Origin of the sequence: Pseudomonas sp. RIT411 (assembly GCF_003057735.2) — a bacterium.
Taxonomy (GTDB): Bacteria; Pseudomonadota; Gammaproteobacteria; order Pseudomonadales; family Pseudomonadaceae; genus Chryseomonas; species Chryseomonas oryzihabitans.
Genome location: NZ_QBIZ02000031.1, coordinates 28,298 through 40,581, shown reverse-complemented (window position 1 = coordinate 40,581; position 12,284 = coordinate 28,298). Strand labels below are relative to the sequence as shown.

The following is a 12,284-nucleotide window of genomic DNA, read 5'->3' as shown; positions in this document are numbered from 1 at the left end:
GGCTACGCCGATTTCCACGGCCATCAGACCTGGTACCGGGTCACCGGTGAGCTGGCCAGCGGGCGGTTGCCGCTGGTGGTGGCCCATGGCGGTCCCGGTTGCACCCATGACTATGTGGACAGCTTCAAGGACCTGGCCGAGCGCGGCTGGCCGGTGGTGCATTACGACCAGCTGGGCAACGGCCGCTCCACCCACCTGCGCGGGATCGATCCGGGTTTCTGGACGGTGGCGCTGTTTCTCGACGAACTGGACAACCTGCTGCGCCACCTGGGTATCCGCCAGTACGTGCTGCTCGGCCAATCCTGGGGCGGGATGCTGGCCGCCGAGCACGGGGTGCGCCAGCCTGAAGGACTGCGGGGGCTGGTCATCGCCAATTCGCCGGCGTCCATGGCGCTCTGGCGCGAGGCCGCGGCCGGGCTGCGGACCGAGTTGCCGGCCGAGGTGCAGGCCACCCTGGAGCGCCACGAGGCCGCCGGCACCACCGATTCGCCCGAGTACCGCGCTGCCAGTGAGGTCTTCTATGCCCGTCATGTCTGCCGCGTGCAGCCCATGCCGGCCGAGGTGGCGCGGACCTTCGCCGCCATCGACGCCGATCCCACCGTCTATCACGCCATGAACGGCCCCACCGAATTCCATGTGATCGGCAGTCTCAGGGACTGGAGCGTGATCGAGCGGCTCGAGCGGATCCAGGTGCCGACCCTGCTGATCTCCGGGCGTCACGACGAGGCCACCCCGGCCTGCGTGGAGCCCTTCGATAGACTCATCCCGGATGCCCGCTGGCGCATCTTCGAGCATTCCAGCCACATGCCCCACGTGGAAGAACGCGAAGCCTGCATGGCCACGGTGGCGGTCTTTCTCGCCGAGCTGGAACGCCGCTAGGCGTCCGCATCCAGGGCGGCGGCGATCTCGTCGATGCGGGTCTGGCGGTCGTCGGCCTGCAGGCGCGGGCGCGGATTGAGCGCAGACCATTCCGGATGGGCCCGGGCCACCTGCACGGCGGCGGGCAGCTTGCCCTCGCGCCAGCGCTGCTCGTCGGGGGCGGCCACCTCGATGGCGCCCTGGGCGGCATGGCCGCGGGTTTCCAGCGCCGCCAGCAATTGTCGCTGCCGGACGGCCAGCAGCCGCAGCACGGCATCGTCGATGGACAGTTCCCGTCCGCCGCGCAGCTTGCCGAACAGCCGCCGACCATAGTGGCCGCCGGTCTGCGCCAGGCCGCCGGCCAGGGCGCCCAGCACCGTGGCGGCGCCCAGGGTCAGGCCGCCGGCGAGCAGGTCCAGGCCGACCCCGGCCGCGGCGCCAGCCGCCACGCCGCCGCCCAGGCGGATGCCCAGCAGGCGCAGGGTTTCCGGATTGAAGAGATCGTCGCCCCAGCGCCCGTCGAGCAGCGGCAGGTCGCTGGCGTGGGCATCGCCCGGGCGAAAGCCGAACAGCCGCAGCAGGTCTTCCACGCAGCGCTGTTCGCGGGTGCGCAGGGCGTCGCGCAACTCGGCGGTCGCGGTATTCACCTCGGCTTCGCCAGGCGCCACGCTGCGCCGCGCGGCGGCGGCGTCCACCAGCAGTTCGGCGATCAACCGCACCCCCTGCTGATGGCGGCGGCGGGCCTGCTCGGCGTGATCGGCGATCAGTCGTTGCAGCGCCGGGCGGCCGCTTTCCAGCAGCGTTGCCAGGCTTTCGTAGAGGCGCGCCTCGCCGTCCGCCGGCGGGGCGACGCTGTCGAAGCGCACCAGGGCGTGCAGGCCGAGGCGGGCCAGGGTGGCGCGCCAATCGTCGGCGCGGTGGCCGTCGGCGGCGACGAAGTTGAGCACCGGCACCAGCGGACGACCGCAACCGGCCAGCACCGCCAGTTCGTCGCGGTACTTGGCCAGCACCGGCTCACGGGCGTCGATCACATAGAGACCGGCATCGGAGGCGCGCAGCTGGCGAATCACCTTGGCCTCCTGCTCGAATCGCTGGCGGGCTTCCACGCTGTCGAGAAAGCGGTCGAGCAGGGTGGCGGCGTCCAGGCGTTCGCCGGGGCGCTCCAGTTGCTCGAGGTAATCGCGCAGGGCGATGGCGTCTTCCAGGCCGGGAGTGTCGTAGAGCTCCAGCAGGGCTTCGCCATCCACCGACAGCCGCGCGCCCTCGACATGGCGGGTGGTGCTGGGACGATGGGAGACCTCGCCGAAGTCGACGTCGCGGGTCAGGGTGCGCAGCAGCGAGGTCTTGCCGACATTGGTGTGACCGACCAGCGCCAGGCGCAGGGGGCCGCTCATGGATTTGTCTCCAGCCAGGCCAGTTCTTCGAGATCGCCGGTGCAGTGTGCGAGGCGCAGGGCATCCAGCGCCTGGCGCCAGTCGTCCAGGCGCACCGGATCGAGCTTGCCGCCCAGGGGCGCGGGCAACAGCCAGACGCGGGTGGCCGTGGCGCAGCGCGACAATTCGGCCAGCAGGGTCAGGGTACCGCGATCCGGCGAGCGGCGGGGATCGCAGGCGATCAGCAGGCGCCGGGCCGGATAGCGGGTCAGCTGTTCGAGCAGATGGCGCCGGCCCTGGCCGTCGTCGAGCACGCCGGCGTCACGCACGCCCTCGGGCAGCGGCGGCGGCCAGGTATGGTCGGTGAGTTCGATGCCCACCAGCAGCGCCTCGTCGCCGGTCCGGGCCAGGCCCCCGGCATCCTGCTGGGGCAGCTGCGCGGGGGCGGCGTCGTTCACCCCGAGGCGTTCGCTGGTGGGCAACAGGCGTTCGCGCAGGTGCAGATAGCCGGGGCGCTCGACGTCCAGCCGCAGCCGCTGGCGACCGCGTCGCCAGCGCCACAGGCAGAGCAGGGTGAGCAGCAGCCGGGGCAGCAGGCCATAGACCAGCACCACGCCGAGCAGCCAGCCGGCCCAGGCCTGGCGTGCCGCGGCCAGAGGGCTGGCGGCATCGCCACTGGCGGCGATGCTGGCCGGGTCGGGCAGCGGAAAGCCCAGTAGCTGGGGCAGGGCGCCGAGCGCCTGGGTCAGCAGCACGAAGGTGTCGCTGCCGAGCAGGGTGGTCTCCCAGACGAATAGATAGCTGCGTCCGGAAAGCAGCGCCAGCAGGGTCGCCAGGGCACTGCCGAGGATCAGCAGCCAGAGGCCGTGGACCAGACCGCCCAGCGCCCAGGGCAGCAGGCGGGCGCGACCGAGCAGCCCGACCAGCGCCGGACCCAGGTGCAGGGCGCGGGCATCCCGCGCCAGGCGGCCGGAGAGCCACAGCCAGAGGCGTGCCAGCGGCGAGGCCAACTGCCGGCCACCCCCCAGCAGGCCAAGGGCCCAGACCAGCAGGCTGAGGAGGTTGAGGCCGAGCAGACTGCCCAGCGCCCAGAACACATTGACCGGACGACTACCGTCGCCCAGCGCCCCGGCGGCGAGACCCGCGCCGCAGAACAGCGCCACGATGCCCAGCAGCCAGGCGGCCAGCAGCGCGCCCTGGCGCCAGCGACGCCGTGCCGCCAGCAGACCGTCGCGCTGACCGAGCAGACGGGCGCGCGTCACCAGTCGCGCCTCGAAGGGACCGCCGGCCGCGCGTGCCTGGCGATTGGCCTCGGCGTCTTCCAGCGGGCCGCTGTCTTCTTCGGTCAGGCGCAGGGCTTCGGTGAGCCAGAGATCCTCGAAGGCGGGAGAGGGGGTTGCGGTCACGCGTCGGCGCCCTTGCGGCAAAAACGCCGAGCATAGTCCCTGGCGCCCTGGCTGTTAACGCCTCTGTTATGCTCTGTCACCATGAAAACCTCTCTCCCCCTGAGCCTGATCGTCGCCGTGGCCGACAACGGCGTCATCGGCATCGACAATCGTCTCCCCTGGCACCTGCCGGCGGAGCTCAAATATTTCAAGGCCGTGACCCTCGGCAAACCGCTGGTCATGGGTCGCAAGACCTGGGACTCCCTGGGCCGCCCGCTGCCAGGTCGGCTGAATCTGGTGGTCTCCCGTCAGACTGATCTGGTGGCCGAAGGTGCCGAGGTGCGGACGTCGCTGGCCGCTGCCGTGGAGCGTGCCGAGGCCTGGGGCCGGGAACGCGAGGCTAGCGAGATCATGCTGATCGGCGGCGCCCAGCTGTTCGCCGACGCCCTGCCGCTGGCCCAGCGGCTCTACCTGACCCGCGTCGCCCTGGCGCCGGACGGGGACGTGTTCTTTCCCGCCTGGAACGAGGCCGACTGGGAACTCGTCTCGCGGCAGCAGCATGCCGCCGAAGAAGACCGTCCCGCCTATGCCTGCGAGGTCTGGGAGCGTCGGGCCTAGGGTCGGTCGTGACGCCTGCGTGCTCTTGCCGATGTCTTCCGGTGCTAAGCAAAGCCTAAGGTGGCCCTGGCATAAAGGAGGCTGAGGCGAGCCGCCCGGGCGGCCGGAGGGTGCAGACGTGATGGCGATCGACAGCCAGATGCAGGCGACAACGGCAGGCACCCAACCTGCCAGTCCAGGCGCAACGGGCACCCAGACTATGCGCGCGGCCGACAGTGGCCAGACTGGTGCTGCGTCCAGTGGCAGCGCCGTCGCCGTGGACCTGTCGCCCGCGGCCCAGCTGATCGCCGGTCTGCTGCCGGGGCAATCGAGCGGCAATGCCGATCTCGACGGCTTCATGCAGATCCTCCAGCAGCAGATCCGCAGCCAGGGCACCGACGCCGCCGTGCTCGGCGAGATGCCCGAGGGGGCCAGTCCCGACCGTATCCAGTTGGCGAAGCAGGCGGCCAATCACCTGCTGGTGAGCTATTACCATGACGACAGTCGCTATGCCGATGCCTCCACGCAGGATCCCTTCGCCAACCTGGACAGCAACAGCCTGGCGCGTATCGCCAGCGACGATTCCGGCACCTTCACCTCGGCTGAACGTCAGCTCGCCTATTTCGAGGGCGCGCAACGTGGCACCGATGCGGCCAACGTGGCCTTCTCCGGGCTCTCCCCGCAGAATCAGGGTGCCGCGTCCTGGAACTGGGCACCCGCCGCCACGGAAGACGCCGGCATCCTCGGTACGCTGAATCCCGGCATGCCGGATTGGCAACCCAATCAGTTGAGCAGTCAGCTCATCGATAGCCTGAGCCCCGGCGGCATGGCGACCGCTGCCGCTCAGGAAACCGCCCAGCTATCGGCACCGACCTTTGGCGTCAGCACCGGGGCGGATGGCGCACCCCAATGGACGACGCAGCCGGCGAACGGGCAGGGCGCCGGCGCGAGCACCGCGCTGGATGGCAGTATCCTCACCCAGATGACCGGCACGACAGCCGCGCCGGCGCTGTCGCTCTATCGCCAGATCGCCGCGTTCGGTTGAGTAGGGTTGTTGGGCTCAGGTCTGCCTGTTGGGCTTCGACGATGAAGCTGTCTCAGTCCACCCTCCGGGGCGGTAGGTTGGGCTGAGCGCCAGCGAAGCCCAACATCGTGGCGTCGCTCAGATCGCCCGCAGCTTCTTGGCCGGCAGGTAGTCGCGATGAACGCGCTCTTCCACCAGGTACAGCCAGCAGGGACCTTCCACCTGGGGAAAGAGGCGCACTTCCTGGATGCTGCTGGGCTTGGGTTCGCCATTGCCGACCTGCACGGCCACGCTCTGGCCGAGGCGGAAGCGCGGCACCACGCCGGCGTCCACCACGCTCTGCTCGGCCTTGGTGGCCGGGCGGCCCAGGTACTCGCCCAGGTCCACCGGACCGGAGGGGCCTTCGGCCACGGTGTCCACATGGAAGCTGTAGGCAGTGGCCAGGCCTTCGTCGCCACCGTGGATCTCGCCCTGCTTGATGCGCGACACGGCCTGGTCGAGGGCGGCGTCGAGCGTCAGTTCGTTGTTCGATTGCAGGGTGATGACGATGCGGCGTTCGAAGGGGTACTGGCTCATGATTTCGACTTTTTCGGCAGAGAGGGAAAAGAAGGGACATCTTGTGCCCCCTTTGGCCGGCCGCTGTCCAGCCGGGGGCGCCCGATCGGTGACCGCGTTTGCAACCCCGGGTGTCCAGGGGCCAGGCGGTCGCTAGGTTCTGTACCAAAAAGCGCCGAGCGAAGGTCAGGCGAGGCCTAGGCGGCCCCGCGAAAAAGGCTGAGGAAGCGGATCGGACTCGCGCTCGAGTTTACGAGCGGTAAATGAGCATTCCGATCGGACTGGCGATCCAGGCCTTTTTCAACGAAGCATCACCGAGCGCAGGCATTTTTCGTACAGAACCTAGTCCTTGCGCCGCTTGAGCTGGTCCTTCAGCTGGGTCGGCACCTCGCGAATGATCAGCAGATCCTGGCCTTCGTCGTATTCGATGCGCGAGCCCAGCAGGTGCGCCTCGAAGCTGATCGACAGTCCCTCGGCGCGGCCGGTGAAGCGGCGGAATTGGTTAAGGGTGCGCTTGTCCGCCGGGATCTCCGGCGCCAGGCCGTAATCCTTGTTGCGGATGTAGTCGTAGAAGGCGCGTGGCGCCTCGTCGTCCATCAACTCGGAGAGGGCATCCAGGGCCATGGGCTCACCGCGCTTGGCCTGGCTGCTGGCGTAGTCCACCAGGGTGTCGGTCTTTTCCTTGGCGGCTTCCTCGGGCAGGTCTTCGCTTTCCACATAGTCGCTGAAGGCCTTGAGCAGGGTGCGGGTCTCGCCCTTGGCGTCGACGCCTTCCTGGCAACCGATGAAGTCACGGAAGTAGTCCGAGACCTTCTTGCCGCCCTTGCCACGGATAAAGGAGATGTACTGGCGCGACTGCTTATTGTTGCGCCACTCGGACAGGTTGATGCGCGCCGCCAGGTGCAGCTGGCCCAGGTCCAGGTGCTTGGCCGGCGCCACTTCCAGCTTTTCGGTGACGGTCACCCCCTCGCTGTGGTGCAGCAGGGCGATGCTCAGGTAGTCGGTCATGCCCTGCTGGTACTGGGCGAACAGCACATGGCCGCCAGTGGAGAGGTTGCTGCTCTCCATCAGGCCCTTGAGGTGTTCCACCGCCTGGCGACTGAAGGCGACGAAATCCTGTTCGCCTTCCAGATAGGCATGCAGCCAGCCACTGAAGGGATAGGCGCCGGATTCCTCGTGGAACAGGCCCCAGGCCTTGTTGGGCTTGGCGTTGTAGCTGTCGTTGAGATCGGCCAGCAGATTCTCGATGGCCTGGGAGTCGGCCAGTTCGGCGTCCCGCGCGTGCAGGGTCGCGGGCTGGCCGTCGGGCTTCTTGTCGATCAGATGGACGATGGCGTGACGGATCGGCATGGCGGACTCGGGTAACGGGAAAAGTCGACCAGTCTAACGCTCCCGCGTCCTGACGGGCAGGCCCCTGGCGCCGCAGGCTCAGCGCGCCGGCGCCGTCTGCTTTTCCTGCAGCGCATTGCTCAGGTGCCGGGTCATGAAGACCGCGGCCTCTTCACGGCGGTCCTCCAGCAGCAGATCGATCAGTTGCAGGTGCTCCTGGCAGCGGCGCTGGGCCTGCTCGCGATCCACCGACTTCTGGTATTCGATCAGCCGGCGCAGGCGATTGAGCCGGCGCAGCGCATCGAGGATGAAGGCATTGCCGGAACAGCGGGCGATGGTCTCGTGCAGGCGGGTGTTGGCGTCGAAGATCTCCGCCGGCGAAGCCTCGAACACCCGGCCCGCGGCCAGCAGCGCCTGCTCGTCGCGGCAGCGCCGCAAGGCCTCGGCATCCAGGGTGAAGTCGGCTTCACGGATGCCGGCCGGTTCCAGCAGCAGGCGAAAGCGGTAGCTCTGGGCATAGGCATCGGGCGAGGTGAGGCCTTCGACGAAACTCCAGCCGTAGCCTGGCAGGCGCTCGGCCCAGCCTTCCTGGACGATGCGCCTCAAGATGTCGGCCAGTTGCCCGCGGGTGACCTGGTAGCGGCGGATCAGCTCGTTTTCCGTGACCTTGAGCGGCAACTCGCCTTCGATGCGATCGCGGGCGATGGTCAGGTACAGCCGCTCGCTGGCGGAGACCTCCTCGCGCGCCTGGGGCGTGGCGTTCAGGGCCGCGGCGGCCACGGCGAAGCCGCCCTCGGGATGCCGCGCTAACAGGCTCCGGTCGGCCATCTGCTGCAGGGCGCTGCGCACTGGCGAACGCGACACCCGCAGGCGTTCGGCCAGGGCGCGCTCGGGCAGTCGGGTGCCCACCGCCAGCTGGTGCGAGGCGATGTAGGTGAGGATGTCGGGAATCAGTTGGGAGGCGAGGGTGCCCATGGCAGCGCTGGCGAATCGACCGTAAAGGCCAGGATGCTAGCACGGGACCCGCCGGGCGCAGCCGGCGCGGCGGGTTTCGCGGGGTCGTTCAGTCGCCGCTCGGGCTGACGTCCATGTCCTTGAGCTTCACCAGGCGGCTGCGGTGCTTGAGGCGATAGCCGAGCCAGACGGCGAGAAACAGCGGCAGGCTGATGTAGGTGGCGGCCAGGCCCAGCCAGTCCACGCCGTTCGGTCCGAACAGGGCGGCATAGTTCTGCCCCAGGGTGATCACCAGGCAGAGGGCGAAGGCCAGCAGCGGTCCGAAGGGAAACAGCTTGGCGCGATAGGGCAGGTCTTCCAGGCGGCGACCCTGGGCCAGGTAGCCCTGGCGGAAGCGATAGTGGGACACGGCGATGCCCAGCCAAGCGATGAAGCCGCACATGCCCGAGGTGTTGAGCAGCCAGCCATAGAGCGCCTTGTCGCCCACCAGGGAGGTGAAGAAGCACAGGGCGCCCACTGCGGTGGTGGCGAGCAGGGCGTTGCGCGGCACGCCATTGCGCGCGACGCGGGCGAACAGGCGCGGCGCCTTGCCCTGTTCGGCCAGGCTGTGCAGCATCCGCGTCGAGGCATACATGCCCGAGGTGCCGGCGGAGAGCACCGCCGAAAGGATCACCGCGTTCATCAGGCTGGCGGCGAAGGCCAGGCCGGCGCGCTCGAACAGCAGGGTGAACGGCGAGACGGAGACGTCGGTGGCGTCGTTCTGCAGGAGTCGCGGATCGGTGTAGGGGATCAGCATGCCGATGACGAAGATCGCCAGCACATAGAACATCAGGATGCGCCAGAACACCTGGCGGATGGCGATGGGCACGTTCTTGCGCGGATTTTCCGACTCGCCGGCGGCGATGCCGATCAGCTCGGTGCCCTGGAAGGAGAAGCCGGCGATCATGGCTACCCCGACCATGGCCTGCAGACCGCCGACGAATGGCGCCTCGCCCTGGGTGAAGACGGTCAGCCCCGGCGGCTCGATGCCGCTGAAGATGCCGAGGATGGCGGCCAGGCCCAGGCCGATGAAGACCACCACGGTGGTTACCTTGATCAGCGCGAACCAGAATTCGCTCTCGCCGAAGCCGCGCACCGATACCGCATTGAGCAGGAACATCAGGCCGAGAAACAGCGCGCTCCAGAGCAGCCCCGGCACCTCGGGAAACCAGAAGCCCATCACCAGCTGCGCCGCCACCAGCTCGGCGGCGATGGTCACCGCCCAGTTGTACCAGTAGTTCCAGCCAAGGGCGAAGCCGAAGCCGTCTTCGACGAAACGACTGCCATAGATGGAGAAGGAACCCGACACCGGCTGGTAGGCGGCCATCTCGCCGAGACTGGTCATGAGGAAATAGACCATCAGGCCGATCAGCGCATAGGCCGCCAGGGCGCCGCCCGGACCGGCGGTGGCCACGGTGGCGCCGGAGGCGACGAACAGGCCGGTGCCGATGGAGCCGCCGATGGCGATCATGTTGAGGTGACGGGGCTTGAGCCGGCGCTGCAGACTCGGAGAGGCGGTGGACATGGGGTTTCCAGCTGGCAGTTGAAGGGGCCGGACGTTGGCTCTGGCGGCCATTCACGGTCATGGGGCGCAGGGCGGTGCACCCACCGGCTGCGGCGACCTGCACGGGCAGGTGGCAAAAAAGCGGCGAAGCTTAGCAGGCTAAGGGCGTCAGGTGGGATGGCGGTCGTCGGTGCGCCGCTGTCGCAGTCCGATCATCGCCGGGCCGCGCTTCGGCTAGCATGACCCAGGGTCCCAGCAGGCAGCGCAGCGTGATCGATTCCAGAACCTTTGGCAGCGGTATCCAGGGCAAGAACTACCTGCAATTGCAGTCGATGCGACCGCGGCCGGAATTTTCCCGGCTGGTCGGCTTCATCCTGCTCGATCACTTTTCCCTGCCGTCCTTTACCCAGGCGCTGGATACCCTGGTCACCGCCAACCTGCTGGCCGCCGGCACCTTCGCCACCCGCACCTACAGCCCGACCGGCGCCGAGGTGCTCAGTGACCTCGGCATCGTCATCCGCCCGGACGGCGACTACCGCGCGGCGGAGGGCGCCCGCTTCGACCTGTTGGTGGTCTGCGGCGGCCTGCGGACGCCGCTGGAACTGGATCCACGGCTCAAGGCGCTGCTGCTGCGCGTGGCGCGGCAGCAGGTGACCCTCTGCGGCCTGTGGAACGGCGCCTGGCAACTGGGCCAGGCCGGGCTGCTGGACGGCTATCGCTGCGCCATCCATCCCGAACAGCGCAGCGCCTTCAGCGAACGGGTGCGCGGGTGCAAGACCTCGGCGGAAAGCCATGTGCTGGATCGCGATCGGCTCACCGCGGCCAGTCCCAGTGGTGCCTTCCACCTCTTTCTCGAATGGATCGGCGCCCAGTGCGGGAGCGCCCTGGCCGATGGCCTGGTCAACATCCTGGCCTTCGAGGAATCGCGCTTTCGCCAGGTCAATCCGACGCTCAAGGTGCAGATGACCCCGCCGCTGCGCGAGGTGGTGACCCTGATGGAGGCCAACATCGAGGAGCCCCTCACCATCGAGCAGCTGTGCGACTATGCCGGCCGCTCGCGGCGCCAGGTCGAGCGACTGTTTCGCGAGCAGCTCGATACCGCGCCCATGCGCTACTACCTGGAGCTGCGCATCACCGAGGGGCGCCGGCTGCTGCAGCATTCCACCCTGTCGGTGCTGGAGGTGGCGGTCGCCTGCGGCTTCACCTCGGTCACCCACTTCAGCAAGAGGTATTCGGCCTACTTCGGCTATCCGCCATCCAAGGAGCGGCGGCTCAAGTACTAGACTGCAGCAGGCCCGCAGCACGCGCGCGGAGCGGCCGGAAGGGCCCGCCTCAGAGCGTTTCGTCGGCGTACCGGAACGGCTCCGCGCCGTCTCGCTCGAAACTTCACCCCGGGCATCTCGGCCTGCGTGCTGCGGCGAAGGGGGCTGACTGTCCTATCGAGCGAGGAAATGCCATGACCGATCCACGTAACGTCGCCCACGACAAGAAAGTGCAGCAGGAAAAGAAGCATCAGGGCGAGGACATCGCACCCGATGCCGAGCACGCGCCGCAACCGGGCAAGAAACCCGCGCTCAAGGACCACGACGAGCAGGTCGACGACAAGGCCTGACCGCCCGCCGGCCTCGCCACGCGAGGCCTTCGCCGATGCTGACGACCGTCGGCATCGCACCCCAGAGAGTCACCCGCCCAGCGCCGGCTCCGGTTGCCGGGTCCGCTCCGCCGCATTCAGGCACAGCAATCCCGCCAGGGCGAACAGCAGGCCGAGCAGCATGCCCGGCGCCAGGGGTTCGTCGAAGCAGGCCCAGGCCCAGAGCAGTGCCACCGGCGGACTCAGGTAGAGCGCGCCACTCACCGCCTGCGGGCTGCCCTGACGCAGGCACAGCCAGTAGAGGCCGAAGCCGAGCAGGGTCGGGATCAGCAGCCAGAGCACCGCCAGGGCGAAGCCGAGGGTCAGCGGTGGCGTCAGCGGGCCTTCCACCCCGGCCACCCCCAGCATCACCAGACTGCTGGCCGCGAGCTGGATGAAGAGCTGCGTCCGCAGCGCCAGTCGACTCGGCGGCAGGCGACTCTGCACCAGGGTCGCCAGCGCCAGGGCCAGGGCACTGCCCAGGGGCAGGGCATAGGCCCAGGCGGGGGCCACGCCCAGTCCCAGTCCCGCGCCGGTGGCCAGCAGGACGCCCGTCAGGCCCAGGCCCAGGCCGAGCCACTGGCGGCCGTTGGTTCGCTGGCCCGGCAGCAGGCAGCAGCCCAGCGCCACCAGCAGCGGCGACAGATCCGACAGCAGCGCCGCCAGCCCGGGTGAGACGCCCAGTTCGATGGCCTTGGCCGCCGGTCCTACCGCGCCGGCAAAGGCCAGCACGCCGATGCCCGCCTGCTGACCGATGATCTTCAACGGCAAGCGCCGCACCTCGGCCCAGGCGAAGGGCAGCAGCAGGAGGGCGGCCAGCAGCAGGCGCCAGCAGGTCACCAGCAGGGTAGGGGCCTGGTCCGCGGCGTAGCGATAGCCGACGAAACCGGCGCTCCAGCAGAGCACCAGGGCGAGTTGGCGCAGCAGGGGGGAAGACAGGATGGCAGGCATGAGCGGACTCCAGCTGACGGGATGCCTTGAGCCTGGCCCAGGGTGGTAATACACTCAAACGACATTATCGGTAGCTATGGTTCGA

Annotated in this window: 12 protein-coding genes; 5 read left to right on the top strand and 7 right to left on the bottom strand. The window is 68.7% G+C overall.

Features of this window, described 5'->3' with window-relative positions; all coding sequences use genetic code 11:
- Window positions 1-879: proline iminopeptidase-family hydrolase (locus DBY63_RS24255; protein ID WP_112298126.1), on the top strand; the 879-nt coding region annotated here is incomplete at its 5' end.
- On the opposite strand, the gene DBY63_RS24250 is transcribed toward DBY63_RS24255, so the two are convergent.
- Entirely contained in the window at window positions 876-2,252 is a 1,377-nt protein-coding gene (locus DBY63_RS24250; protein ID WP_007162562.1) for a GTPase/DUF3482 domain-containing protein, read from the bottom strand. The two genes, DBY63_RS24255 and DBY63_RS24250, sit on opposite strands and share 4 nt — an antisense overlap.
- Window positions 2,249-3,637, bottom strand: coding sequence for a DUF2868 domain-containing protein (locus DBY63_RS24245; RefSeq protein WP_007162561.1), 1,389 nt, complete (start codon window positions 3,635-3,637; stop codon window positions 2,249-2,251). The genes DBY63_RS24250 and DBY63_RS24245 overlap by 4 nt, the downstream gene beginning before the upstream one ends.
- An 81-nt stretch (window positions 3,638-3,718) precedes the next feature.
- On the opposite strand from DBY63_RS24245, the gene DBY63_RS24240 reads away from it, so the two are divergent.
- The gene (locus DBY63_RS24240) at window positions 3,719-4,234 is read left to right on the top strand and encodes a dihydrofolate reductase (protein WP_108583016.1); all 516 of its coding nucleotides are present in this window, start codon (window positions 3,719-3,721) and stop codon (window positions 4,232-4,234) included.
- Window positions 4,235-4,433: 199 nt separating this feature from the next.
- A complete protein-coding gene (locus tag DBY63_RS24235) occupies window positions 4,434-5,258 on the top strand; it encodes a hypothetical protein (protein WP_256594532.1) in 825 nt (274 codons plus the stop codon).
- Window positions 5,259-5,375: 117 nt separating this feature from the next.
- On the opposite strand, the gene DBY63_RS24230 is transcribed toward DBY63_RS24235, so the two are convergent.
- From DBY63_RS24230 to DBY63_RS24215, 4 genes are all read right to left on the bottom strand, one after another.
- Complete coding sequence (locus DBY63_RS24230) at window positions 5,376-5,813, bottom strand: hypothetical protein (RefSeq protein ID WP_007162558.1); 438 nt, start codon at window positions 5,811-5,813, stop codon at window positions 5,376-5,378.
- A 321-nt stretch (window positions 5,814-6,134) separates the two neighbouring features.
- A complete protein-coding gene (yejK, locus tag DBY63_RS24225) occupies window positions 6,135-7,142 on the bottom strand; it encodes a nucleoid-associated protein YejK (protein WP_027601327.1) in 1,008 nt (335 codons plus the stop codon).
- Between the two features lie 78 nt (window positions 7,143-7,220).
- On the bottom strand, window positions 7,221-8,096 hold the full coding sequence (locus DBY63_RS24220) for a GntR family transcriptional regulator (RefSeq protein ID WP_108583014.1): 876 nt from the start codon (window positions 8,094-8,096) through the stop codon (window positions 7,221-7,223).
- 88 nt (window positions 8,097-8,184) lie between these two features.
- Complete coding sequence (locus DBY63_RS24215; protein ID WP_108583013.1) at window positions 8,185-9,639, bottom strand: amino acid permease; 1,455 nt, start codon at window positions 9,637-9,639, stop codon at window positions 8,185-8,187.
- A 248-nt stretch (window positions 9,640-9,887) separates the two neighbouring features.
- Between DBY63_RS24215 and DBY63_RS24210 the strand changes: the two genes are divergently transcribed.
- Together DBY63_RS24210 and DBY63_RS25075 are read left to right on the top strand one after the other, a co-directional pair.
- Window positions 9,888-10,901, top strand: coding sequence for a GlxA family transcriptional regulator (locus tag DBY63_RS24210; protein ID WP_027601325.1), 1,014 nt, complete (start codon window positions 9,888-9,890; stop codon window positions 10,899-10,901).
- Between the two features lie 173 nt (window positions 10,902-11,074).
- Entirely contained in the window at window positions 11,075-11,230 is a 156-nt protein-coding gene (locus DBY63_RS25075; protein WP_177411496.1) for a hypothetical protein, read from the top strand.
- Window positions 11,231-11,299: 69 nt separating this feature from the next.
- Here the strand turns inward: DBY63_RS25075 and DBY63_RS24205 are convergent, their stop codons facing one another.
- Entirely contained in the window at window positions 11,300-12,199 is a 900-nt protein-coding gene (locus DBY63_RS24205; protein WP_007162552.1) for a DMT family transporter, read from the bottom strand.
- Between the last annotated feature and the right edge of the window lie 85 nt (window positions 12,200-12,284).